General features: G+C 68.2%; 22 protein-coding genes and 2 pseudogenes. 15 read left to right on the top strand and 9 right to left on the bottom strand.

Annotated elements, in window-relative coordinates; all coding sequences use genetic code 11:
• The first annotated feature begins 190 nt into the window (after nt 1-190).
• The 7 genes and pseudogenes from ACZ59A_RS43170 to ACZ59A_RS43140 all read left to right on the top strand — a co-directional run bounded on the left by ACZ59A_RS43170 (nt 191) and on the right by ACZ59A_RS43140 (nt 7818).
• Nucleotides 191-1189, top strand: a complete 999-nt coding sequence (locus tag ACZ59A_RS43170; RefSeq protein WP_470970890.1) for a LacI family DNA-binding transcriptional regulator — start codon at nt 191-193, stop codon at nt 1187-1189.
• A gap of 335 nt (nt 1190-1524) precedes the next feature.
• Nucleotides 1525-2733: an ABC transporter substrate-binding protein gene (locus tag ACZ59A_RS43165; RefSeq protein ID WP_470970888.1), complete on the top strand. Its 1209-nt coding sequence runs from the start codon at nt 1525-1527 to the stop codon at nt 2731-2733.
• Between the two features lie 9 nt (nt 2734-2742).
• Nucleotides 2743-3696, top strand: a complete 954-nt coding sequence (locus ACZ59A_RS43160) for a carbohydrate ABC transporter permease (RefSeq protein WP_470970885.1) — start codon at nt 2743-2745, stop codon at nt 3694-3696.
• Nucleotides 3693-4547 (top strand): carbohydrate ABC transporter permease, encoded by an 855-nt coding sequence (locus tag ACZ59A_RS43155; protein WP_470970882.1) that lies wholly within the window; start codon nt 3693-3695, stop codon nt 4545-4547. Before ACZ59A_RS43160 ends, ACZ59A_RS43155 begins: the two co-directional genes overlap by 4 nt.
• 63 nt (nt 4548-4610) lie before the next feature.
• Nucleotides 4611-6701, top strand: coding sequence for a beta-galactosidase (locus ACZ59A_RS43150; protein ID WP_470970880.1), 2091 nt, complete (start codon nt 4611-4613; stop codon nt 6699-6701).
• 139 nt (nt 6702-6840) lie between these two features.
• Nucleotides 6841-7184 (top strand): annotated as a pseudogene (locus ACZ59A_RS43145) (glycoside hydrolase family 3 protein); the annotation flags it as partial.
• A 406-nt stretch (nt 7185-7590) separates the two neighbouring features.
• On the top strand, nt 7591-7818 hold the full coding sequence (locus ACZ59A_RS43140) for a hypothetical protein (RefSeq protein ID WP_470970877.1): 228 nt from the start codon (nt 7591-7593) through the stop codon (nt 7816-7818).
• A 35-nt stretch (nt 7819-7853) separates the two neighbouring features.
• Here ACZ59A_RS43140 and ACZ59A_RS43135 read toward each other — a convergent pair whose 3' ends face one another.
• The 4 genes from ACZ59A_RS43135 to ACZ59A_RS43120 form a co-directional block, all read right to left on the bottom strand.
• Nucleotides 7854-8723 carry an integrase core domain-containing protein gene (locus ACZ59A_RS43135; RefSeq protein WP_470970957.1) on the bottom strand — a complete coding sequence of 290 codons (870 nt, stop codon included), beginning with the start codon at nt 8721-8723 and terminating at the stop codon, nt 7854-7856.
• A complete protein-coding gene (locus tag ACZ59A_RS43130) occupies nt 8683-9309 on the bottom strand; it encodes a transposase domain-containing protein (RefSeq protein ID WP_470970954.1) in 627 nt (208 codons plus the stop codon). The genes ACZ59A_RS43135 and ACZ59A_RS43130 overlap by 41 nt, the downstream gene beginning before the upstream one ends.
• Before the next feature lie 75 nt (nt 9310-9384).
• The gene (locus tag ACZ59A_RS43125; RefSeq protein ID WP_470970874.1) at nt 9385-10770 is read right to left on the bottom strand and encodes a sporulation protein; all 1386 of its coding nucleotides are present in this window, start codon (nt 10768-10770) and stop codon (nt 9385-9387) included.
• A 262-nt stretch (nt 10771-11032) separates the two neighbouring features.
• On the bottom strand, nt 11033-11725 hold the full coding sequence (locus tag ACZ59A_RS43120; RefSeq protein WP_470970870.1) for a hypothetical protein: 693 nt from the start codon (nt 11723-11725) through the stop codon (nt 11033-11035).
• 952 nt (nt 11726-12677) lie between these two features.
• On the opposite strand from ACZ59A_RS43120, the gene ACZ59A_RS43115 reads away from it, so the two are divergent.
• The 3 genes from ACZ59A_RS43115 to ACZ59A_RS43105 all read left to right on the top strand — a co-directional run bounded on the left by ACZ59A_RS43115 (nt 12678) and on the right by ACZ59A_RS43105 (nt 15028).
• The gene (locus ACZ59A_RS43115; protein WP_470970951.1) at nt 12678-13685 is read left to right on the top strand and encodes a DUF6192 family protein; all 1008 of its coding nucleotides are present in this window, start codon (nt 12678-12680) and stop codon (nt 13683-13685) included.
• Between the two features lie 66 nt (nt 13686-13751).
• The gene (locus tag ACZ59A_RS43110) at nt 13752-14108 is read left to right on the top strand and encodes a RacP protein (protein ID WP_470970867.1); all 357 of its coding nucleotides are present in this window, start codon (nt 13752-13754) and stop codon (nt 14106-14108) included.
• Between the two features lie 71 nt (nt 14109-14179).
• Nucleotides 14180-15028, top strand: coding sequence for an IS5 family transposase (locus tag ACZ59A_RS43105; RefSeq protein ID WP_470970865.1), 849 nt, complete (start codon nt 14180-14182; stop codon nt 15026-15028).
• Nucleotides 15029-15051: 23 nt separating this feature from the next.
• Here the strand turns inward: ACZ59A_RS43105 and ACZ59A_RS43100 are convergent, their stop codons facing one another.
• From ACZ59A_RS43100 to ACZ59A_RS43085, 4 genes are all read right to left on the bottom strand, one after another.
• The gene (locus ACZ59A_RS43100; RefSeq protein ID WP_123106269.1) at nt 15052-15237 is read right to left on the bottom strand and encodes a hypothetical protein; all 186 of its coding nucleotides are present in this window, start codon (nt 15235-15237) and stop codon (nt 15052-15054) included.
• Between the two features lie 356 nt (nt 15238-15593).
• Nucleotides 15594-15866, bottom strand: a complete 273-nt coding sequence (locus tag ACZ59A_RS43095; RefSeq protein ID WP_470970862.1) for a hypothetical protein — start codon at nt 15864-15866, stop codon at nt 15594-15596.
• A 3-nt stretch (nt 15867-15869) separates the two neighbouring features.
• On the bottom strand, nt 15870-16031 hold the full coding sequence (locus ACZ59A_RS43090) for a hypothetical protein (RefSeq protein WP_470970859.1): 162 nt from the start codon (nt 16029-16031) through the stop codon (nt 15870-15872).
• A gap of 190 nt (nt 16032-16221) precedes the next feature.
• Entirely contained in the window at nt 16222-16914 is a 693-nt protein-coding gene (locus ACZ59A_RS43085) for a TetR/AcrR family transcriptional regulator (RefSeq protein ID WP_470970856.1), read from the bottom strand.
• A gap of 83 nt (nt 16915-16997) precedes the next feature.
• Here ACZ59A_RS43085 and ACZ59A_RS43080 point away from each other — a divergent pair, with 83 nt between their 5' ends.
• From ACZ59A_RS43080 to ACZ59A_RS43060, 5 genes and pseudogenes are all read left to right on the top strand, one after another.
• A complete protein-coding gene (locus ACZ59A_RS43080; RefSeq protein WP_470970854.1) occupies nt 16998-18212 on the top strand; it encodes a hypothetical protein in 1215 nt (404 codons plus the stop codon).
• Between the two features lie 274 nt (nt 18213-18486).
• Nucleotides 18487-19971 (top strand): annotated as a pseudogene (locus ACZ59A_RS43075) (NF041680 family putative transposase).
• 43 nt (nt 19972-20014) lie between these two features.
• On the top strand, nt 20015-20551 hold the full coding sequence (locus tag ACZ59A_RS43070; protein WP_470970851.1) for a hypothetical protein: 537 nt from the start codon (nt 20015-20017) through the stop codon (nt 20549-20551).
• Between the two features lie 449 nt (nt 20552-21000).
• Nucleotides 21001-21318, top strand: a complete 318-nt coding sequence (locus ACZ59A_RS43065) for a hypothetical protein (RefSeq protein WP_470970849.1) — start codon at nt 21001-21003, stop codon at nt 21316-21318.
• 2 nt (nt 21319-21320) lie between these two features.
• Nucleotides 21321-21836 (top strand): hypothetical protein, encoded by a 516-nt coding sequence (locus ACZ59A_RS43060; protein WP_470970847.1) that lies wholly within the window; start codon nt 21321-21323, stop codon nt 21834-21836.
• 232 nt (nt 21837-22068) lie between these two features.
• On the opposite strand, the gene ACZ59A_RS43055 is transcribed toward ACZ59A_RS43060, so the two are convergent.
• Nucleotides 22069-22314: a hypothetical protein gene (locus tag ACZ59A_RS43055; RefSeq protein WP_470970845.1), complete on the bottom strand. Its 246-nt coding sequence runs from the start codon at nt 22312-22314 to the stop codon at nt 22069-22071.
• Nucleotides 22315-23745 lie beyond the last annotated feature (1431 nt).

Here is a 23745-nt window from a genome sequence, read left to right as displayed (position 1 = left end):
TGGAGGGCGGACGGATACTCGCCTGACTACGTAGTCAGAGGGCTTCGGAGTGCTGCACTGCCTGGTGTGACTACGTAGTCATCACGTCATCCGACGCCGTCCGGGATCATGCTCGAAGGAGAGCGTTGTGCCCACCACAGAACCGGAGAGCCCCTCATCCGGGGCCAGGCAGGGACCTCGGCCTCCTTCGATGCGAGAGGTCGCCCGTCTGGCCCGGGTGTCGCAGAAGACTGTCTCCCGGGTCGTCAACGGGGAGCCCTATGTGAGCGACCAGGCCCGCGACCGTGTGTTGCGGGCCGCCCGTGAGCTGGGCTTCCGGCCCAACACTGCCGCTCGCGCACTGCTGCAGGGGCGATTCCGCCGGATCGGGGTGGTGTCCCTGGGAACCGCGCTCCACGGTCCTTCGTCGCTGCTGTTCGCGCTGGAGCGGGCAGCGAGCGCCGCCGGTTACTCGTTCAGCGTCGTGACCACGCTCAGCGGCGAGCCGTCCGGTATCGCGGGTGCCGTCGACTCCCTGCTGCATCAGGGTGTGGACGGCATCGTGTTGTCCGAGCCGATCGACGAGGGCGAGGCCGACCCCCTCGACCCCAAGGTCCCGGTCCTCAGCTTCGGCCGGCTTCCGGCTCTGGCTCCGGGAACACCGGCCCTCGTCACGGGCGCGGACGGAGTCGGCGGGGGCATGGCGGCCACGCGGCACCTCCTCTCCTTGGGGCATGCCACCGTGTGGCATGTGGCCGGACCGGGGCGGTGGTGGGCGGCGCGCGACCGCATGGCGGGCTGGCGGACGGCGCTGGAGGAGGCGGGGGCACCGGAACCGGGGTGGATCGAGGGCGACTGGTCGCCCGCTTCCGGCTATGAGGCCGGCCTGCGACTGGCCCGTACCCCAGGGGTCACCGCGGTCTTCGCGGCCAACGACGACATGGCCATCGGCGTGATGCGCGGTCTGGCCGAGGCGGGTCTCTCCGTACCGGATCAGGTCAGCGTCGTCGGGTACGACGACATCCCCGCCGCGGCCTATCTCTCGCCGCCGCTCACCACCGTGAGCCAGGACTTCGACACCGTGGCGGCATACGGACTCGAGCTGCTGGCTCATCAGATAGAGAACCCGGACAGCCCCCTGCCCACACGGGGCGATCCGCCCGCCCGGTTGGTCGTCCGCCGTTCCAGCGAGCGGCCCCCGCGACGGTAGGACCGGCACCCGTCGGGCACCGCGCTCCGGTCTCCGCGCCACAGGGGCCTGGCGGCTGGACGAGCCATGCCCGCATCACTCGGCAAGCAACACGCCTTGATGAGGAGCCGCACATGAAAAACCTCCCCCGTTCCCCCGGCCCACGAGGGACTTCGGGCCCACACCACGCACCAGCTCCGCCGACCGCCGCACCAGCTCCGCCGGGCGTCGGCCCCGCCGCGGCGCCGCGCCGGACCGTACTGCGCTGGGCCGCCGGGGCCGGTGCCCTCGCCGCGACCGGAACGGCCTCGGCCTGCGCGAACAGCCAGCCTGCGAGCGTCCGAACGTCCGGTCCCGTGACTCTCTCGCTGTGGACGCACGACCAGGGATATCAGGACTTCTTCACCTCCGCCGTGCCACGGGCCGACCGTGCCACCCCGTTCACCTACCGGCTGCGGGTGACGCGCGCGGGAGCCCAGGACCTGGTGACCAAGCTCCTGGCCCAGGCCGTCGCGGGACGCGGCACGCCCGATGTGATGGGCTTCGAGATCGGCAACTATGCGCGCATGCTGCGCGGGGACCTTTCGGCCCGGCTGTTGCGCGACTGGACCAAGGACGTCGCGCCGCTCGGCGACGACCTGCTCCCGGCGCGGAGGGCCCCGTACACGGTCGACGGCAGGCTCTACGCGCTCGACTCGGACACACCCGTCACGGTCTACTACTACCGCGATGACCTCCTGTCCGACTACGGCATACCGGTGGACATCGGTACGTGGGAGGAGCTGGCCCGGGCCGGTGAGAAGCTGTTCCGCAAGCACCGGGTCTCCCTGGGCGCGGTGGCCACCGGCAGCGACCTGAACCAGGTGGTGCAGGTGTTCGCGATCCTTCTCTACCAGCGAGGAGGCGCGCTCTTCGACGCCCGTCAGCAGATCACCCTGGAATCGGCCGAGGCGGAGGAGACGCTCCGGTTCATATGCGACGGGCTGCGCAGCGGCTTCATCGTGGATGTTGCCGATTTCTACGGCCCCAGTATGCAGACCGCCCTCAAACGGGGCAGCGTCGCGGGGCTGTGGATGGCCAGCTGGTACAAGACCTTCGGTCTTGAGCCGAACGTTCCCGAGCAGTCGGGCCAGTGGCGTATCCGGGCGCTCCCGCGGTTTTCGGCCGGGGGCGGCCGCACCTCGGTCGCCGGGGGTACGGGCTTCACCGTGATCACCGGCAAGGCGAACACCACGGCGGGTGCCGACTTCCTGCGCGCTACCTGGCTCTCCAAGGAGGCCCAGGTCCGCCGCTACCGTGAGCTGGGCTATCTGCCGACCCGGCGCTCGGTCTTCCGCAGCCCCGAACTGCTGGCTCTGGAGGACAGGTTCTGCGGCGGACAGCGCCTGTTCGAGGTGTACGCCCCGCTCGCGGACCATGTGCCCGCCTACTACCAGAGCCCGGATCAGTCCATCCTCACGGATGTGCTCAGCGGCTATCTGATCCGCGCGTACCGGGGTGACCTGTCCCCGCGCGAGGCGTTGCGACGCGCCGCCTCCGACTTCCGTGCCCAGGCAAGCCGATAGGGGCCGCAGATGACCAGCATCCCCGCTGAACGGCTCCGTGAGCCCCTTCCCCTGACGGCCGCGTCCGGCGGCCGCGGCCGTGCGTCGCGGTCACCGCGCGGTCCTGCCCGTGCTCCGTACCTGTTCATCGCACCGTTCTACGTGCTGTACGTCCTGTTCATGGTCGTGCCGGTCCTCGCGTCGGTGTATCTGAGCCTGTGCGAGTGGGTCGGACTCGGATCCCCGCACTGGGTGGGGCTGCGCAATTACGCGCACCTGCTCTCCGATGTCAGTTTCCACCGTGCGCTGCAGAACACCGGCGTCTACGTCCTGGTGAGCGTGCTCGTCATCGTGCCCGTCGCGCTGATGATCGCCCAGGGGCTGAACGCCCGGGGGCTGCGGGCCCGGGATCTGTTCCGGGTGGCCTTCTTCATCCCCATGGTGGTCTCGCCCATCGTCGTCGCCCTCATCTTCAGTCTCGTTTTCGACCGGCAGTTCGGACTCGCCAATGCGGTGCTCCGGGCCGTGTTCGGACTCGGCGGATTCGACTGGCTCGGCGATCCGACCCTGGCCAAGGCCAGCATCAGCGTCATCATGCTCTGGCGCTGGGCGGGTTACCTGACCATCTTCTTCCTCGCCGGGCTGCAGAACGTCCCGCGTGAGCTGTACGAGGCCGCGGAGCTGGACGGGGCGGGACGTTTCCGTACGTTCACCACTGTCACCCTGCCGGCACTGAAACCGGTGACCGGGTTCGTCGCGGTGACCTCGTTCATCAGCGCCGCGCAGATCTTCGACGAACCGTTTCTGCTCACCCGTGGCGGACCGGGTGACGCGACGCTCTCGGTGGCGATGTTCATCTACCGGGCGGCTTTCGAACGCCAGCAGTTCGGCTACGCCGCCGCGGCCGGGGTGGTGCTGTTCGTCCTCGTCTTCACCACCAGTCAGGTATTTAACCGGCTGCTCGGCATCGGGAGGTCCTCGTGAGTACCCCGTCCCCGCAGCGGGCCCGCGGTTCCCGGGGCCCCTCACGCGCCCTGCTCTACACCGCGCTGTCCGCCCTGCTGCTGGCCTTCGTCGGGCCGCTGCTGTGGGCTCTGAGCGGATCGTTCAAGCCGCGTGGCGACATCTTCGCCTACCCGCCCCGGTTGCTGCCCAGCCCGGCCACTCTGGTCAACTACCGGAATCTGCTGGACAGCCAGCCGTTTCTGAGCTGGTTCCTCATCAGCACCGTGGTGGCGCTCGTGGCGACCGCCGTGTCGGTCTTCGTCTGCGCGCTGGCCGGGTTCGGGTTCGCCAAGTACCGCTTCACCGGCCGGACGTTCCTGTTCGGGGTGATGTTCAGCTCGCTGTCGATCCCGTTCGCCGTCATCCTCGTGCCGCTGTTCGTGATCCTGGTCAAGACGGGGCTGGGCAATCCCTGGTTCGCCCTGGTGGTGCCGTGGGTGGCGCCCGCGTTCGGGATCTTCATGATGCAGCAGTACATCATCCAGAGCGTCCCGGACGAGTTGCTGGAGGCGTCCCGGATCGACGGGTGCGGGGAGTTCCGCATCTTCTGCCAGGTTGTCCTGCCCTTGCTGCGGCCGTCGCTGGGCGCACTGGCGGTATGGACCTTCCTGCAGAGCTACAACAGCTTCCTGTGGCCCCTGGTCCTGATCTCCGACATCAGCCAGTTCACCCTTCCCCTGGGGCTGCAGACGCTTTTCCAGGCGGAAAACCGCCAGTACGACCTTGTCCTGGCCGGGTCGGTGCTGGCCACCGTGCCCACCGTCCTGGTCTTCCTGCTGCTGCGCAAGCAACTGCTCGAAGGGCTGTCGGCGGGCGCGGTCAAGGGCTGATCCCGCCCTTGGCCACGTCCGCCGTCCCGGCTCTTTCCCGTAACCGTCGATAGAGGAGGACTCTTGCCCGAGCTTCCCCCGCGCGTGCTGTTCGGCGCCGCCTATTACCACGAGTACCAGCCGTACGAGCGGCTCAAGACCGACCTGGACCTGATGGAGCGGGCGGGATTCACTGTCATCCGGGTGGGCGAGTCGGTGTGGTCCACCTGGGAGCCCGAGAACGGCCGGTTCGACCTCGACTGGCTGCAACCGGTGCTCGACGGGGCGCGTGAGCGCGGCATCGGCGTCGTCCTCGGCACGCCGACGTACGCCGTGCCTCCATGGCTCGCCCGGCTGTACCCCGAGATCGCGGGGGAGCGGCGCACCGGCGAGCGCATCCCCTGGGGCGCCCGTCAGGAGGTGGACTTCACCCACCCCGCCTTCCGTTTCCACGCCGAGCGCGTCATCCGCAAGATCGTGTCCCGCTACGCCGACCACCCCTCACTGCTGGGCTTCCAGGTCGACAACGAACCGGGCAACGAACTGCTCCACAACCATGGGGTGTTCCAGCGCTTCGTGGACCACCTGCGCACGACCTACGGCGATGTGGAGACGCTGAACCGGGAATGGGGCCTGGTCTACTGGTCGCACCGGCTGTCCACCTGGGCCGACCTGTGGACTCCGGACGGCAACGCGCAGCCGCAGTACGACCTGGCCTGGCGGCGTTTCCAGGCCGAGCAGACCACGGAGTTCATCGGCTGGCAGGCGGACATCGTGCGCGAGTACGCCCGTCCGGAGCACTTCGTCACCACGTGCATCGCCTACGACCGCCCCGCCCTGGACGACCAGGCCCTCGCAAGCCGGCTCGATATCACCGCGGGCAACCCCTACTACACCATGCAGGACGGCCTCGCCCTGCCCGACCGGGGCACCGGCGGCCAGGCATGGACGACCAACGGGACGTGGGCGCTGTACCTCAGCGCGGACCGGATGTTCTCCTCACGCCAGGAGCCGTTCCTGGTCACCGAGACCGATGCTCAGGCCATCGGGCACTCCTGGAACAACCGGCCCGCCTACGACGGACAGTGGCGGCAGGCCGCCTGGGCGCTGGTGTCGCGCGGCGCCCGCATGATCGAGTACTGGCACTGGCACACCCTGCATTTCGGCACGGAGACGTACTGGGGCGGTGTGCTGCCGCACAGCGGCCGCCCCGGGCGCGTCTACCGGGAGATCGCCCGCCTCGGCAAGGAGCTGGAGACCGCGGGCGACCTGGTCGCCGGGCTGACACCGGACGCGGATGTGGCGATGGTCTACTCGTCCCCGAGCAAGTGGGCGCTGGCGTTCCAGCCGCCGCTGGCCGGGGCGGACGGCGGCCCGGACCGGCGTTCGTACCAGGGCGTCTTCGACCCCTTCTACCGGGGCGCGTTCGACGCCGGGCTCCAGATCCGTCTCCTGCACGCCGACGGTCTCACCGACACCACCGCGCGGGACGCCGCCGAGCGGCACCCGGTCCTCGTGGTGCCGGGTCTGTACAGCGTGGACGACGCGACGCTCGACTGGCTCGCCGACTACGCCGCCGCGGGTGGCCACCTCGTGCTCGGACCCCGTACCGGCTATGGGGACCCCCATGCCCGGGCCCGCACCGACGTCATGCCCGCACGCCTCGCGGAGGCGGCGGGGGCCTGGTTCGACGAATTCAGCAACCTCTCCGAGGACCTGCCAGTCCGCCCCGCCCCCGGTTCCCCTCTCGCCCTGCCGGCCGGTGCGGCGGCCACCCGCTGGGTGGACGGCCTCCAGGCCGACGGCGCACAGGTCCTGGCCGGATACGACCACCCGCACTTCGGCCGCTGGCCCGCCGTCACCACGCACTCCCACGGCGACGGACGGGTGACGTACGTGGGCACCGTCCCGGACCCGGTCCTCGCCGCGTCACTGCTCCGGTGGACCCTCCCCGCGCGGGAAGGCGGGTGGAGGTTCCCGCAGGAGGGCGTCACCAGTACGGGTGCCACCGCTCCCGACGGCCGCAGGGTGCGCTTCGTGCACAACTGGTCCTGGGACGAGGTGCCGGTCCAACTCCCCGCCGCGGTCCGGGACGTGCTCGACGGTACGGATCACCAGGCGGGGGAGGAGCTGAGGCTGAACGCCTGGGACGTCCGGGTCCTGCTGGAACGCTGAGGGCAGGACCCGCCCGGCAGAGCGTGCGCCGGCGGGAGGGCGACGACCTCCCGCCGGGCAGACTCCGGCTGGTCGGCCCGCACGATCCGGACGCGCGTCGCGCGGCCGAGCGTGGTGTGAACTGGGACGGCTACAAGGTCCACTACAGCGAGACGAACTCGTCACCCGCGTGGCCGAGGCCAATCCCCGTACGATCGTGATCGTCAACACCGGCTCCCTCGTGGAGATGCCCTGGCGCGAAGACGTGGCCGCCATCCTGCTGGCCTGGTTCCCCGGCCAGGAAGCCGGAATGGGGCTGAGGTCCTCCTGGGAAGCGAGGAGCCCGGCGGACGCCTGCCCACCACCTGGCCGGCCCGACTCAAGGACGCCCCCGTCACCTGCGTCACCCCCACCGGCGGCGACCTCACCTACGACGAGGGCCTGTTCATCGGATACCGCGCCTCGCCGGATTCGCCACGCTGGAAGCGTCTCCCGACGAGGCCGACGAGGTAACCGTCGCACTGCCATGCCGGCTGCCGTCAGCAGCGCGGTCTGCGCGGTGAGATGCTCGCCAGGCCCGGGACGTGGGCATGCTCGGCGGCGCTCGGGACCCTCGCTGGCAACAGGCCCGAGAACACCGCCGTTCACGGCGGTGTGTCGGCTGTACGTGCCTGCATCGGTCGCCCGCAGGCGGATGACGGGGGTATTAACGCAGGTCAGCGTTTCTCTGCCACCTCGTTTCGGCGACTCACCACGTGGTGGTGTGAGCATCCGTCGCTGAAATATCGACGTTTGATCCCGAGTGGCCGCAAACGGCTACCGGGGTATCGCGGGGTCTTGGGCCACTGAGCGGAGGGGGATCGATCTACCGCTCACCGAGCAGCGGCACATCGCGGGCAACATCACCGTGATGCTGATCGGCGGCCGGATCGACCCCTCCGAGGCGAGGGGTAAGCGCGCAGCGATCTCGGCGACCCGGCGCACCGTCGTGCTGGCCGACCACACCAAGATCGGCCACACTCATTTCGCACAATTCGGCGACCTTGCCGACATCGACACGCTGATCACCGACGATCGGGCGGACTCCCGTGTGACCAGGGATATCGAGTCGGCGGGTCCGCGCGTGCTCACCGTGTGAAACATTGCCCTTGCCGGAAACCTCGTCCGTGCAGGTCACGCCGCGTGTTGGTATTCGTGGAGGATGCCGCCGAGGCGATCGTGTCGGTGTATGTCGAGGTGGGCTAACGTGTCTGGATCGTGGATGGGCGGGGGCAATGGGTGCAGCCGTCTGGCGTTCGCGATGCCCTGGTGTGGTCGGTGTCCGTTGTAGAAGTGCTCGAACTCGCGCAGGGTGTGGAGGAGATGCCGTTGGTTCCAGATCAAGGTCCGGTCCAGGAGCTCGCGGCGACAGGTCTGTATCCACCTTTCCATGATCGAGTTCATCCTCGGCATCTGGATGCCGCTGAGCACGACTTCGATTCCCGCGTCCTTGAGGACGGCATCGAACAGTTCGGGGAACTTCCCATCCCGGTCCCGGATCATGAACCGTGCCCGGCAGCCGAGGTCTTCGAGGTCCATGACCAGGTTCTTCGCCGCTTGCGCTACCCAAGAGGCGATCGGATGCGTGGTGGCGCCCAGCACCCGGATCCGGCGACTGCCGTGTTCGATCACCACGAGCACGTACATCCGTACCCCCGACAGGGTGACCGTTTCCATGAAATCGCAGGCCAGCAGCGCATCAGCCTGGGAGCAAAGGAAGTCGGCCCAGGTACTGGAGTTCCGCTCGGGCGCAGGGTCGATGCCAGCCTCCTTCAGGATTTCCCAGACGGTGGACGCGCCCACCTTCACCCCCAGCACGAGCAGCTCGCCGTGCAGGCGCCGGTAGCCCCAGCTCGGGTTCTCCTTCGCCAGGCGCAGCACCAGGGTGCGGATGGAGCGCACGGTGCGCGGTCGTCCCGGGCGTTTGGGCCGGCAGGAGGCGGCATGGCGGCGTGCGACGAGGTTACGGTGCCAACGCAGTACTGTATCGGGGCGTACGAGCAGCCGTAACTGTCGCAGGACGTGCAGTGGCAGCCGGTGAAGCAGCGCCGCCAGGAACGCCCGATCGCTTGGCGAGAACCGGATCTGGTGGCGCAGGGCGAGGATCTCCGCGTCCTTGTCCCGGTCGGTCATCGGCAGCAGGCGAAGCATCGCGAACGCGTTCGTCACGCCCAGGTAAGCCAGTCGCAGCAGCACGATCGATCATCATGACGCGCTGACGGCAGCTGTGCGAGAGCGCCAGCTTGGGCGACCGCGGCCAGGTTTCGGGAAACCCGATGCACCAGCCTCCACCAGGGCGGATGAGATTTCCGGCAAGGGCACGGTCACGGGCCCGGAACAGCGACGACTTCGCCGGAGCCCGCCACGAACCACCCAGCCCGGCACACCGCAGCCCCTCGACAAGGTGCCGCAGCACCTCCAGATACGGCGCGGGCGAGAACAACGCCAGACCCAGGACGAAGTAGACCACCAGCCGGGCAGGCAGCAACCGTCTGCGCTGTTCGGTCCGGCCACACGCGGCAACCACCCGATCCACCAGACCCGGCGGATACACCCAGGTCAACAGACCAAGACCCGATAACTCCGGCACACCCTCAGCCACGGGCACCACCCCTGAGACGGTCCCACCAGGCTAAACCCACCAACTAACGCAACGGCATTGGAGTTAGGCCGCCGCCAGCGACCGGGCGGCTTTGCGGACGTCCGCGCTGAAGGCCATGACCTGAGCGTCCCTGCTCCAGGGCTCCAAGGAGCAGCCGTAGAGGCGCAGGTAGTCCATTCCGCGCAAGCTGCCCAGCCGGGTGAACAGGGCCAGTGACTCGCGGCCCAGGCGCAGGCTCTGGTCCAGGTCGCCGTTCTGGGCGTGCGCGGAGGCCAGCACGGATAGCCGGACGCTACGGGAGCGGATGAACGCGTCGGAGGGCATGGGACCCGCCGCGTTCCAGGCGAAGGTGGCCCGGTGATTCCCCAGGTCACGGAATGCCTCCGCCGCGTCAGTGATGATCCTCTGCTGGGTGAAGAACCCGATCCACGCGGGGCTCTCCGTGCCTTCCGCTCGTTCCTGAAGGCGCTCGGCCTCGCTGATGCACTTGCTTGTCGCCCGCCCGTCGGACGCACGGGCGTGTGCCCTTGCCTCGATCAGCTTGGCGAATCCCGCCACTCGCGGATTCAGGCCGCGCCCGCGCTGGAAGGCGCCCTGGGCCATGTCAATTGCCTCGGACGTGAAGCCACGCATCATCGACTGCATCGCCATGGTGCTGAGGATGTACGAGCCGAGTTCGGCGTCGCCGCCGGCCCGAGCGAGCCTGAGAGCCTGGATGAAGTGGCGCTGGGCGATGTCGTGCTGGCTCGCGTCGAACGCCGTCCAGCCCGCCAGCCGCGCCATCTCCGCGGTGACACGGAACAGATCACGGCCCACCGACTCGGAGTAGCTGCCCTGCAACAGCGGGGCCACCCGGTCGTAGAGATACTCCGTGAGCGACTTGGACTTGCGGTTGGCCCCACCGAACCGCGAGTCCCACAGACGAGCACTATCGGCAGCCTCCCTGAGCTCCGCGATGTGCTCCCGGTCGACCACCGGCCCCGAGGTACGGGCCCGGGTCGGCTCGGCCGGATTGATCAGCCAGCGGGCCATCGGGGTACTGAAAGCGGAGATGGCGAACGTCTGACTGATGACGAACTGACGGCGATTCACTGCACTCCAATAAGCTGCTGCTTCGGTCACCGCGTCTTCCTGGCGACGCGCGAACTCCAGGCCCAGCTGCGCCGTATTCTTTTCCGCGCAGGGCATACCGATGTCCTGAAGGGTCACCGGCCTGCCCAGGACCTCGGATAACGACCTACAGATGAGCTGCGGAGTAGGCCATTTCGGGACCATTCCACGGCGGCACCAGTTCGCGACGGATGTATGTGTGTACTGGCTGACCTTTCCATCGGAGACGGACAGCTCATTCACCCGATGGGCCAGCCTTTTGTGGCTCATTCCTGACGTGGCCACGAGTTCCTCGAGCCGCAGATTGCTGTGACCTACGCTGTCCCGGGTGTCAGTCATGATGCCTCGCTTCCCTTTACCCAAAGATACCTGGGAGTTGGGCGTTCTGGGCCCGTCCGCCGAGTTATGAGCCCCCTTGTGAGCCCTTCTTGTCCTCCGGCCGTTCGGCTCCCATGGAGGTACCCGAGGCACCGCCGGTGCCCGCACGGGTGGTCCAACGATCCCTCGAAGGAGGCCGGGAAGTGTTCGAATTGGTCGAACTGTCAGTGATTCTCTCTCCGGCGACGACATTGGAGCTGCATATCCCGATCGGAGCCGTCCTCTATCTGATCTTTACGCGGATCAACCGGAAGTAACCGGGGACTGCAGGGCCGGGCCACAGCTTCTTGAGATCACCGCCGTTGGCTTGCAGGGGTGCGCGGTACGGGAATGGACATACCGCCTTCACCCCATGGAGTTGCATGCAGGCGAATCGACGCAGCCGGCCCGTCCCATAGCCGGTCAGCAGCGCCGCGATGGCCAGAACGGCCGTGAACCCGGTCATGAGCCCTCCGAGCGTGGGGTGAACGGGGCGACCACCACCGCGCCGTCCTCGTCCATCCGGACGTGGTCGGCGAGTTGAGCGAGAACCTGCTCGGGCTTGGAGACCTGCTCGGGCCGCGATGGCGCGCAGGCGGCGGCTGGTCTCCGCGGGCAGCCAGACCTGTGCCCGCAGTTCGTCCTTCGCGTCCTGGCGCTCCCGCGCCCACGCCGCGTTCCGGTCCAGGACTCCCTGCCGCCTCGCTGCACGCTCCTGTGCCCAGACCACGCCCTGCACGTCCTGCTCGGGGTCGTACGCCTGCTGGCCGGACGTCTCCAGCAGCGCGGCGATCCGGCGCCATTCGATGTGTTTGGCCGCCCACAGCGCTGCCAGGTGCTCGGGGTCCGCCGCGTACGGCCCGCCGTCGACGGGAGCCTCCAGCTGTTGCCGGGTCTCCTGCTCTCGCACGGCCGCTTCCGCGACCTTCTCCGTCACCTGCGCGACGCTCAGGCCACGGCCCTGCCGACAAGCGGCACCCCGGGCCAGATCTTCAGCACTCCACATCCCCGACATCCGTCTCATCCCCTCCAGTCGAGCCCGAGGTCGGCCAGCTGCTGCAACGTGTCCTCGCTGAGCTTGGCGCGCCGGGCCTTCGCGTTCGCCGAAAACACCCCGAGCTTCACCTCGGCCCCATCCGGCAGAACCTCCACGTGGGAACGGCTGACGGGCCCTACCAAGCCCGTACGGGCCGTGTACTGCGTCAGGGCCGCAGCACCGGCAGCGAGGCCACGAGCGTCGTCATCGCCTCCCCACCGGCCCGTCACGGTTGCCGGTGCCGTTGGCTCCGCTCAGGTCCTCGTGCACCCGCACGCTCAGGGCGCGGGCGGCCGCGTTGATGCGTTCCTGCTGTTCGTCTGTGGAGGCTGTTTCTGATCCCCAGGTCTGAGTAGCCTGGGCTTTTACGCTGGCGTGGTGTCCGAGGGCGCCGGGCGGGCCGGGGAGAGGGACTGTCGGGCTTGTGGCGAACGGTTGAGGCCGGGGGCCCGGCCTGATGCCGTGTTCTGTTCCTCGGCGTGTCGGGCCAGGCAGTGGCGTGCGGAACGCCGATTGCGCAAGCGACTGGCGGCCGTGCGGGACGGGGCGGGCGAGGTCGAGTGTCCCGAGTGCGGGGCTCGCTGGGTGGCCGGCGTGGACCGGCGCTCGAACGCCGTCTACTGCTCGCGCCGGTGTGTGGTGAGAGCTTGGAGGCGCCGGAAGGATACGTTCGGCGAACGGGCACAGTGACCGCATCGCGAACGCATCCTGAGTCTCATTCCGGTCAGAGTTGGTCGTTTGTGGTCACGTGTTGTGATGATCTGATTTGCGGTTTGATGCTCGATGGTGAGCGGGTCGTGTCCACGTCACGGACTTCAGCTCCGTGCCCCGGCCCGCATGGGTGGTGAACACCTTGCCGGAGGAGATCGAGAAGATCGGAAGCGTCAGTCAGCACCGCTACGAGCAGATCGTGGCCGAGCTGCGTGAAGTGGTCGAGCAGCAGACCAGGGGCTCGTTCACGATCGGGGACCGCGCGCTGGAGATCGAGCCGATGCGCGAGCGGGGCGGCCAGCATGCCGCGCCGGGTCAGGAGTTGTTCACGGTCCGCGAGACGCTGTTCCGTCTCGCCGAGGACATCGGTCTGGCCTACAAGACGGTGGAAAGTGCCAGGTGGGCGGCATCTCGGTGGCCGAAGGACAAGCGGCAGGCCGGTGTGTCCTTCCGGGTCCACCGGATTCTGGGGCGGATCGAGGATGAGGCCGAGCGGTTCGCGGTCATCGCCAAACCTCCCGCGGGCGGGACGCGGTGGACGGTGGACGAGGCCAACCGGAGGCTGGGACGTCAGGTCGAGCGTCCGGCGTCGCCGAAGGAGAAGATTACCGCGATCCACGCGCTGGCCCGGGACGAGGAAGTCGCCGCGGCGGTGACCACCGACTTCCTCAAGCGTCCGACGGTGGCGGCCAAGGTCTCCAGCGAGGACAAGGCCCGGGTGGTTGAGGAGTTCACCCGGGATGAGGGTGCGGCGGTCACGGCGGTCACCGGTCTGCTGCGCCGGCCGGATGTCGCGTTCAAGGCGATGAGCGACGACACCGCCCGCCACCAGGTCAATCACGCGCAGGTCGAGCGGGGCCGGCAGGCCCGCGATGACTTCGACCGCAACAGCCCGGTCGCCCCGGCGGTCCGTCACATCGACCGGACGGTGGAGTTCTTGGACCTGGTCACGGCCTGCCACTCGTTCGTGGCCGCGGTCGGCCGGGTGGTCCCTGGGCTGCGGGTCCGCACCCTCGGTGAGGACGAGTGCACGATCGTGCACGAGAACGTAGCGAAGGTGCGGGCGACGCTCGACTGGATCGAGCAAGCGGTCGATACGGGCAAGGTCGATATGGACGGCGAGCTGGCCCGCCTGCTGCGAGGCGAGTAGCCTCGCCCCCGCGCCTCGCGGCGCCGGGGCGAGGCCGCGCGGCGGCATGCCGACACCCTCCGGTTCGTGCTGTTCGAGGCCAGGCCCGCGGGGCTGCTGTTCCAGCAACTGGTACGCGCCAGCGGCCTGTCTCCCAGCCAGGTGCGGGCGGGGCTGGCCTGTCTGCGCGACATCATCGCGGAGAACGGCTGGCCGCCGCTGATCTGGACCAGGACCGACGGCTACCAGCTCGGCGCTGAACCGGCCGCTCTCCAGGCATACGAGCGGGCCGTGCTCACCGAGAAACTCACCGAGTTCCGCCGGTTCATCACCGGCACGGTCGCCCCGCATGCCGCCGCCCACCCGCGTGACAAGTGGATCAAGCACATCATCGCCCAGCTCAACTCCATCGAATCCACCCTCGACCTCGTCGTCTCTGCCTGACCCGCCACGAGGGGCGCCCGGCCAGAGGTCGGGCGCCCCCTCCTCGACCGCGCGGAGGGAGCGAAGCCGCCATGCGCCGCCGCAGCTATCCCTCCGACACCACCAACGCCGAATGGGCCCTGATCGAACCGCTGCTGCCCACCCCGGCCTGCGAGACCGACCGCGGCGGCCGGCCGGAGAAACACCCCCGCCGTGAGATCGTCGACTCCATCCGCTACGTCGTCGATACCGGATGCAAGTGGAGGGCCCTGCCTGCGGATTTCCCGCCCTGGCGCACGGTCTGGGGCTTCATGGCGCGCTGGGCCGCCGCCGGGATCATCGGACAGATCCGCGACCAGCTCGCCGGCCGGATCCGCCGTGAGCTGGGCAAAGGACCCCGCGCGGTCGCCACGGTCATCGACTCCCAGAGCGTCAAGGCTGCCGAGACCGTCGGAAAGGACACCCGCGGCTACGACGCAGGAAAGAAAATCAACGGCCGGAAGCGCCACCTGGTCGTGGACACACGCGGGCTACCCCTGCTGGTCATGGTCACCCCGGCCGATCTGCACGACTCCGCCGCAGCGAAGGAAGTCCTCTTCCGCCTCCGGCTTATGCACCCCGAGATCACCATCGTCTGGGCCGACTCCGCCTACGCGGGCAAGCTCGTGACCTGGGCGAAACGGCACCTCAACCTGACGATCAAGCCGGTCAGCCGCCCCAAGGACACCACCGGATTTGTCGTCCTGCCCCGCAGGTGGGTCGTCGAAAGATCGCTGGCCTGGATCATGCACGCCCGCCGTCACGCCCGGGACTACGAACGGCTCGTCCAGCACTCCGAGACCTTGATCACCTGGGCCGCCATCACTCTCATGACCAGGCGCCTCACGCGGCGCCGTCAGGTGAAGCCGACGGCACCGCCCTCGCCAGCGCAGGCAACGTGATCACAACATTCCCGAGGTGTCACCTAACGCCGAGCCGCCGGGAAAATGATGCCGAGGATTCCGCCTACGCCGCTGCCGAGTACCAGGCCGATCGCCATGTTGTCGAAGACGGACAGCCCGAGCATGATCCCAATCGGGATGCCGATCATCGTGCCTACAAAGAACCCTGTGGCAGGGAACGGCGTTCCGCCTTCGTCATTGTTTGTCACACGCTCATTGTGCTGAACACCATGAGAAGCGGGTCTCTCACCGTCCCGATACGGCCAACCCTCGAAAACAGGCACTCACATCGGCAGCGACAGGAGGCGGACCGCCCCAGGAGGCCACGGCACTTCGGCGCCAAGGGGCGTCCACATGGCCGGCAGGGGCATGGTGAGGTTGCCGCCAGGCTGTTCGACTGTGACGTCGGTGGGTAGAGGAGCCCACCCCATCTTTCGGTAGACAGGCATACGATCCGGGCGGCAGAACAGGAGACCGAGCTCCAGGCCCTGTACCAAAGCCTGGGCCATCGCTGCGGACACGACAAGCCTCGCCAAGCCGCGGCCTTGCAGTTCCGGCGCAACGATTACGCCCCCAGGCCGGCCACCCGCAAAGTGGTGCCACCGACGGAGACGGGTACGGCGACCCAGCCAGCATGGGCCACCAGGCGGTTCTTCGCCCTGATGCCGAAGTGCTGTTCCTTGGGGCGCCAGGTCAGCCCCAGAGTGGAGACCTCAAACGGATCGCGGTCGTCCCCGGCGATATCGCGCAGGTCGGCGGGCGTGTACTCCTGGAGAGCCACCACCTGCGGGGAGGGGAGGAGCGTGTGAGTCTCCTCGTCCCTGGGGTCGTCCTGCATGGTTCATCCCTTCTTCGCGGCGTCGACTTCACGCGGCTGGTGATCCGCGCTCGGCCTGGCGGACGGTACGGCGCGGGGACGGCCGGTGACCGCGAGCAGCACGGCCGTCGTCAGGCCGAGCACGCCGGCCGCGAGGAGTTGAACCCTGTAGTCCAGGGCGGCCACCAGGGCTGTGCTCGCGAGGAGGGCGAGCCCGGTCGCTGTGAATACCAGCGTGTTCGTGGTGGCCGGCCGCCACCCGGCGGAGCAGTTCGCCCGGTGTCTCCTTCTGGACCGTGGTCAGGGCGCTGATGAGCGGCCAGGGCAGGCCCAGGCCAATGAGCAGACGGGACCTTTGCCGCGTCACGATCATTTACTACGGGTCGATGCGGGCGGCAATCCCGTCGAGGACAGTCTCCAGGCCGAGTTGGAACGAGCCGTCGAAGTCATCGTTGCCGAGGTCGGCGTGCCGGGCCAACGTGGGGTGGAGTTCTTCTCGGTGATCGAGGTACTGCTGAGCCTGGCGGCGCAGTTCGGCCTCTGCCACGGGGTCGCGCTGGCTGCTGCGCCAGAGGTTCTCCGTGGCGGTGTACCCCTGCACGTAGTAGGTCAGGGCTGCGACGGCGGCAGTGAGCCGGGGGCCTTCGAGTCCGGCCCGGTTGAGCACGGCATAGATGAGTTCGGATCGTGCGAGGGCGTTCGGGCCGAGCAGCGGGCGGGTGGACATCAGGGCGGGCAGCCAGGGGTGACGCCCCATGACGTGTCTGCTCCGGGTCAGCTGCCGGGTGAGAGCTTCTCGCCAGGGCGCGTCGTCGACGCCGTCCAATTCGATCTCGGCGATGACCTCGTCCACGGCGAGGTCGAGCAGGTTCTCCCTGTTGCCGACGTATTCGTACAGCGACATGGTGCCGGCTTCCAGGCGGGCCGCGAGACGCCGCATGGACAGGCCTTCCACTCCCTCGGCGTCCAGCAACGCCACCGCGGCGCGGGTGATCCGTTGTCTGGAGAGGCGAGGCTTGCGGTCGGGCTCGTCGGCGAGCCAAATCGTCGGGGGACGTGGCTGAGGCACTCTTCGCGCTCCTTCCGTACGGCGTACGGAGAATCGTACAGCTAGTTTCGTGGCGGAACTCGGCTTCGGGACAGGGAGGAAGCATGGCCGTAACGTCACAGGCGTGGCTGCGCGATTATGCGCTGTTGGCGCTGCGCGTCAACCGGCAGATGGTGGGGACCGCCACGGGGACGGTGCTCATCTATCGAGGGCCGCAGGAGTGGCGTGTACAGGTGGAGAGTGAAGATCCGCCCTCGGCCGGGCAGCTGGCCGACGACGCCGATGCGCTGCTGGAGCAGATGTCGTTCCCACCCGGTCGCGCCGCGTATTTGACTGCCCATGTCCGGGCTCTGCGGGCGGTCGCCCGGCGGCTGTCGGGCCAGATGCTGCCGCTGCCGGAGTACGCTCGCGAGTGCTTGGGGATCTCAGCACAATGGCTGCCGGAAGAGCTGTTCGAGGATGCTCATGATCGGCTGCACGCTGCGCTGCCACGGGGTGTCGGATCCCTGGCGGAGCGGCAACACGCCTGGCAGGCGGCCCACACGTTGCCGCCCGAGCGGCTGGACCGGCTGCCTGCGCTGGTCGGCAGAGCCGTCGGCGAGACGCGACGGCGCACCAGCGCCATCGTGCCCTTGCCGACGGACGAGGTGGTGCGATGTCGACTGGTATCCGGTGCGCATTTCCGGGCGGCCGGGGAGTATGAAGGCGGGTTGCAGTCGACCCTGCACATCAACAGGGACCTGCCGTTCAACCTCGCCGATCTTCTGTACGTCGTCGCACATGAGGGTCACCCCGGGCACATCGCCGAGTCCCTGCTCAAGGAACGCCTGCTCGTCGAGGAACAGGGCCGCCTCGATCAGCAGGTCCGGTTTATGCTCGGCCCCAGCTTCGTCATCAGTGAAGGGCTCGGCCTACACGCCCAGGACATCGTCTTCCCCGGCGACGAGGCTCAGGCGTGGCTAACTGACAATGTCCTCGCCGAATACGGCATGGCCCCCGACGGCAGCGACTTTGCCGCCATCCATCGCACGCAGAACCTCCTGTTCGGCGTCTGGGCCAACACAGCGCTCCTGGCAGCCGAGGGCCGTCCGGACACCGAACTAGCCGCCTACCTGTCCCGCTGGGCCCTGCTCTCCGACGCCGAGACCGGCGCGGCACTGGCCTCACTACGGGCCACGGGTATGGCCCTGTACGTCCTCAGCTACTTTCACGGCTGGAAACTCCTGGACTCCTGGCTCACCGCTCCCGACCGCAGCGCAAGGGTCCGCTGCCTGCTCACTGAGCAACTCCTCCCGGCCGACCTGCAATCTGCGGACTGACCCAACCGCGAGTGGTCGGGCGCCCACGACCGGCATGCCTTGCGCAGACACCATGGCACGGCACTGAGCGGTCCCTTCGCGGATCCGCGCGTCGCCCACTGCTGGCGCCTGGATTGCAAACAGGTACTGAGCTTGTCGTTTATCTGACGAGGTCGAAACGTTCCTCGAACTGGGTCGCTCACCTGGGCATTCGCCGGACGCACGGGTGGCCTCGGCCTGATCATGTGCTCCATCCAAGGACACACCTGATCAGACCGAGGCCGTGGAGAATAGTGTGCTGCAACAGGGAGACCGGCAGGAGGCGTTCGCGACGCTGTCACGCTTCCGTGGCAACTTCTACGACTGCCTTAACGGGCGTGGGGACGCCCTGTTCGAGCTTGCCGATGCTCTGCTGTGTACGGATGGGCCGGTCAAGACGCTGGTTGACCTGGCGCTCGCACCGGAACACCGCCGTGGTCACGGTGCCTTGTACGGCGGCTTGAACAAGGGGTGCATGGACATAGCCCGACTTCGGCGGACGATCGCCGGGCTGCCGCTGCCGAAGGCGGCGGACGGCCGTCTGGTACTGGCGGTCGACGTCTCACCGTGGCTGCGGCCGGACGCCGCGACGTGCCCGGACCGCTCCTTCTGCCACACCTACGGCCGTGGCGATGCCAAGCACCAGATGATCCCGGGCTGGCCGTACTCGGTCGTGGCCGCGCTGGAGACTGGCCGCACCTCCTAGACCGCGGTGCTCGACGCGGTCCGCCTGGAGCCCGCCGCTGACCTCGCGGCTGTCACGACCGCCCAGCTGCGCGAGGTCGTCGAACGGCTCATCGCCGCAGGCCAGTGGCACGAGGGCGACCCGGAGATCCTGGTGGTGCTGGACTCCGGCTACGACGCCCCGCGCATCGCCTACCTGCTGTCCGGTCTGCCCGTCGAGATCCTCGGCCGTCTCCGCTCTGACCGGGTGATGCGACGGCCGACACCACCACGCGTCTACGACTCCAAAGGCGGCCGACCGCCCAAGCACGGCGGCGAGTTCGTCTTCGGCCGGCCGGACACCTGGGGCGCCGAGCAGGCCGTGACGGTCACCGACACCCGCCTCTACGGCAAGGCGACCGCGCAAGCGTGGGATCGGTTGCATCCGCGGCTGACCCGGCGGGCAGCCTGGATCGACCACGCCGGGCCGCTGCCGATCATCGAGGGCACCGTCATCCGCCTGGTCGTCGAGAAGCTGCCCTCCGGTGGGGTGAACAAGCCGGTCTGGCTCTGGTGGTCCGGCATCGCCGCCACCGAGACGGACATCGACCGCTGCTGGCAATCCTTCCTTCGCCGCTTCGACGTCGAGCACACGTTTCGCCTGCTCAAGCAGACGCTGGGTTGGACAAAGCCCCGGCTACGCGACCCTCAGGCAGCGGACCGCTGGACCTGGCTGGTGATCGCCGCCCACACCCAGCTCCGGCTCGCCCGCCCACTGGCCGTCGACCTGCGACGGCCCTGGGAGAAAAAGACCGAGCCGCACAAGCTCACCCCGGCCCGAGTCCGCCGAGGGTTCCGGAACCTCCACGCGAAGACCCCCTCTCCAGCACGTGCACCACAACCTCCCCGCCCCGGCCCCGGACGGCCACAAGGCTCGAAGAATCGCCGCCCCGCCACCCGTCACGACGTGGGACGACTCCTTGCCACCGGCGAGGCATACGCTCGCCCCGCCCACCATAAGAAAGGCACAAAACCACGGCGTACTGGGCAAGAGACAGGCTCAGCGCAACGGACGTGAGCTTCAATCTCAGAACTCGGCCTTTGCGCCCTACCATGCAGCCGTGTCCGCGTTCATACAGCAGCTTCCCGCCCTCATCGGTGTGATCATCGGCGCCCTCGGCTCGTACTTGGCCGTCATGCGTGGTGATCAAGCCCGTTTCCGTCGTGAGCAGGAGGCGCGTTGGGAGGAGCGGCGGCTGGCGGCCTACACCGACTACGCCTTGTCGCTGAAGACGACTGTCACCCTGACCCGCCGTGTCGCAGCCCACCTTGGCAACGACCCTCACCCGCAGCCCTTGACTCCGACGGAAGCGGCTTCCTACCTGGCAGAAGCCACTGATGTTCGGTCCTCCTCCGGAGAAGCGCTGCTAATGCTCGGCACCCCCGAGGTGGTGCAGGAAGCGCACGGCTGGGCCGTAACGGTCAGTGATTTGGAACACGCTGTGCACACGCGGAGCTGCACCTCCGAAACATGGTCCGCGCTGCTGGAGCAGCAGCGCACCGCACGAGAGAGCTACTACGCCGCGGTTCGGCACGACCTGGCACTCCCACCCGGCCACTCGGGGCGATGGGAATTCCCGCCGACCCAACCCATGTGAAGGACTGGGCATAACCCAACACAGGGCTCCCAGACGGGGTTAAACGACAAGCTGAGATCTTCCGAACCCTTGCAGACTGGCTCGCTGCCATCGAGAACGGAAAGAAGGAGACCGCCCGGTGAGCGCCTCCCGCATGTCGGCCCTGTCGGCCTCGACCCGCCAGTGGGTCACGGACACTTACCTTCAGCTGCTCGCACAACACCCGGGCGAGTACCAGCGCCGCCGGGCCATCTTCGACGCCCTGATCGAAGGCGCTGGCAATGGTGAGCTCAACTCCCTGGAGTACCTGCGGGCCCTGACCGCTCCCGGGCTCGCGGCACTGGACAAGGAGATGGCCGAGCGCTGCATCAAACTCGGCGAGGCCACGCTCGCCGACACCGTGGACACCGCGATCGCCACGACGGCAACGATCTCCGAGGGGACCGGGAGCAGCGACATCATCTCCTGTGGTGGCACGCACGCCGCTGCCCACACAGCGAGCCTTGTTCCCGATCGATGTCATCGACGCCAAGATCAGGGACGTCAAGGAGCGGCTGGCGCGCATCAACGCCGAGCACCGGCGGTTGCTGGAACAGGAGCACGACAGCCGCGAAGTCCGCAAGATGCTCCGGGCCGAGAAGAAGCTCCTGCAAGACGAGCACGCCGCTCTCACCGCGGCGAGGAATCGGACCAAGGCCGCACCGGAAACCGGGAAGGACGAACTGACCAAGCTCGGCCTCGACCCGTACGCGGTCGAAGCCGACGAGACCCTCGAGGTGATGCTGTGACCATGGCCACGCCTTCCACGCTGCTCTCCTCCGCGGCCTGGCACGACTACTGGAAGAACATGGTTCCCACCAACCAACGGGAGCAGCGCCGCGGCGCGCACATCGCGGACATCGTCACCATCGAGGGATGCGTGGTTGAGGTCCAGCACGCAAGCATGTCACCGACCAAGATCGGTGGCCGCGAACTGGACCACGGCCACATGGTCTGGCTCTGGGACGCCCGCTCGGCGTACCTCTCCGGCCAGCTCACCCTGACCGGCGTCCACGCGGGCTTGGTCACCTTCCGCTGGCGGAACCACCGGCGCAATCTGCGCGCCTGCCGCCGCACCATCTACCTCGACCTCGGGTACCTTTCGGGCACCCGGCAGCGCGCGGTCCTCAAGGTTCTCAGCTTCGGAGAGGACGGCATGGGCACGGGACATCTCCTCTCCCACCACGCCCTGCGACTGTGGATGACGTGCGGCATCTCTCCTCGCCCGCTGGAGTCGCTGCCCGACGAAGCCGCCGTCGGAGTGTGAGACACAACGACGCTGAGCGGCTCCAGCGCTGGGGAGCAACCCGTCAGGTGGGAACGTCTCCCTGACAGGCGAAACCGTAGGAGGCGGGCCCGGGCCGGATCGTCCTGCCCGGCCCCGCTGCTCGTTCCCGCTCGCCTGAGGCGGGCTGCCCTATGGCAGCCCGCCTCGACCGAGGAGTCGCCGTGCAAGGCGGCGGGGTCGGGCAGAACGACCTTCCTGGCCCTGCCGCTGGTCAGCCGATCAGCCTTCGGCGCGCCATGGTGCTGACTCCTGTGGTGGCCAAGCCCGTAGCGACGGCTTCGGGCACGGGCTTCTCGGCGAGGAACATGAGGCCGCCCATGACGACGCCGAAGAAGGCGGCCGTCAACAGCACCACTGCGGTGTGCAGCGACAGGAACGGCGGCGACGCAGACGGCAGCCCGGCAGTGCTGGACGGTTCCGGTTGGGCGGGTATGGGGGAGCGCGGGTCCCGAGCCATCGAGAGTCTCCTTGCGGAAGAATGTGCAGGGACTGCGGACACCAGTGGGCGTCTCGTCCGCGGGGGGTTCGCCGCGCGGTCGGCGGTCCTGCTGCGGCTCTCCATCTGAGAGGGTCCCTGTGGGGCCTCGGCCCTGGCCCAGGGTGGCGTGTTCAGCGTAGCGGCGATCGGCGCGTTCGTTGCCCTGGGTGTCTGGCGAGTGATCATCGGTACTGCCTCCGGGGTGAGTTCGGTGGAGCGAGCGGGACAGTGGCAGGTCTCGGGTGCTTGCGTCTCGGCCTCCCGGGATCGGCTTCTTCACCCCGTAGGGCCGGAAGCCGACGCACGGACAGCAGCGGCCGGAAAGAAGATCTCGGCACAGGCATGCCAGAGGCCCGGACCACCTGGTCTGGGCCTGCGCTCCGGTATGACTGTTATGGGTATGGGAGAGGAAAATGTTTCACCTCTACGCCCACCGCATTCCGATCGCGGACGGCTGTTCCACCCGCTCCGGCGACGTCTGCCCCGCGTTGTTCACCAGCGGTGGCCTGCTCCCCACGCGAAGGCCAGATGCTCCGGCAGGGTGTCCTCCAGCTCGCCCTCTCACATCGCGTCCAGGAGGAGCGGGGTACTCTCCAGCCGCTCGCAGATGATCAGACCCTCGGGCTAGCCGCCCCAGGGCATACCGGCCGCGTTCGGCGGGTGCGCTCCCTGGCCCGTACGTGCGCAGCAGCTCCTGAAGCCGCTCGCGGTGCTGTTCGGCGAACGCCTCCAGGCGCTGCGCGTAGCCGTTGCGTTCGTCCTCGCGTACGGCGCTAAGGACGACGGTCAGGATCTCGTCCGACGCCTCGGGGACGAGGAAATCGCCCGGTTCGGTTAAGGCCCACGTGCACCACCGCGCCCCCGCCAGAATTTCCTTCGCGTCCAGCGTCGGAGCCGGTTCATGCGGGGCGGGGGCCGGCTGGCGAAGGTGGGCGAGCAGCAGGGCGCTGGACGCAGCGCGCACGCGCTGAGCGGCGTCGCTGGCGACCAGGCAACTGTGCGAGGGCTTGGGCTGGGACAAGACCGGCCGCCAGGAACTCCGCTTCGTCGTGCAACGCCTGCTGTCGAACGGATGGCTGACCAGCACCGGCCCGGTGCCCTAGACCCTCCGCCCGGGGCCGGCCGCACAGGAACAGGGCATCACTTTGCCCAAGCGCGGAGCCCAGTGAGCCTAACCGAGCGTTAGGTATTGGCCACAGATCGGAACTGAAGGCGGTGGATGACTGAGGTGGCAGACTGGGCAACCTTATACGAACTAATCGCCTTAAAGCAGGCGATGAGAAGTGAAGAAATATCCGGACGATCATGTATAGATCGGTCAGGGGAGTTTTGAGTCAACAGGTGCAATTCCCCTTTACTGGCAGGTACGGACCCATGAAGGATGTCTCCCGTTCCCAAGGCGGGAACTTA

It is taken from the genome of Streptomyces sp. NPDC040405, assembly GCF_055595765.1.
This window is presented reverse-complemented; position numbering and strand designations above follow the sequence as displayed.

Coding starts and splice junctions, on each gene's coding strand:
- ACZ59A_RS43170 (WP_470970890.1), top strand. CDS start 191: ATGCGAGAGGTCGCCCGTCTGGCCCGGGTGTCGCAGAAGACTGTCTCC.
- ACZ59A_RS43160 (WP_470970885.1), top strand. CDS start 2,743: ATGACCAGCATCCCCGCTGAACGGCTCCGTGAGCCCCTTCCCCTGACG.
- ACZ59A_RS43140 (WP_470970877.1), top strand. CDS start 7,591: ATGCTGATCGGCGGCCGGATCGACCCCTCCGAGGCGAGGGGTAAGCGC.
- ACZ59A_RS43125 (WP_470970874.1), bottom strand. CDS start 10,770: ATGACTGACACCCGGGACAGCGTAGGTCACAGCAATCTGCGGCTCGAG.
- ACZ59A_RS43105 (WP_470970865.1), top strand. CDS start 14,180: ATGCGCCGCCGCAGCTATCCCTCCGACACCACCAACGCCGAATGGGCC.
- ACZ59A_RS43095 (WP_470970862.1), bottom strand. CDS start 15,866: ATGCAGGACGACCCCAGGGACGAGGAGACTCACACGCTCCTCCCCTCC.
- ACZ59A_RS43080 (WP_470970854.1), top strand. CDS start 16,998: ATGGCCGTAACGTCACAGGCGTGGCTGCGCGATTATGCGCTGTTGGCG.
- ACZ59A_RS43060 (WP_470970847.1), top strand. CDS start 21,321: ATGGCCACGCCTTCCACGCTGCTCTCCTCCGCGGCCTGGCACGACTAC.
- ACZ59A_RS43055 (WP_470970845.1), bottom strand. CDS start 22,314: ATGGCTCGGGACCCGCGCTCCCCCATACCCGCCCAACCGGAACCGTCC.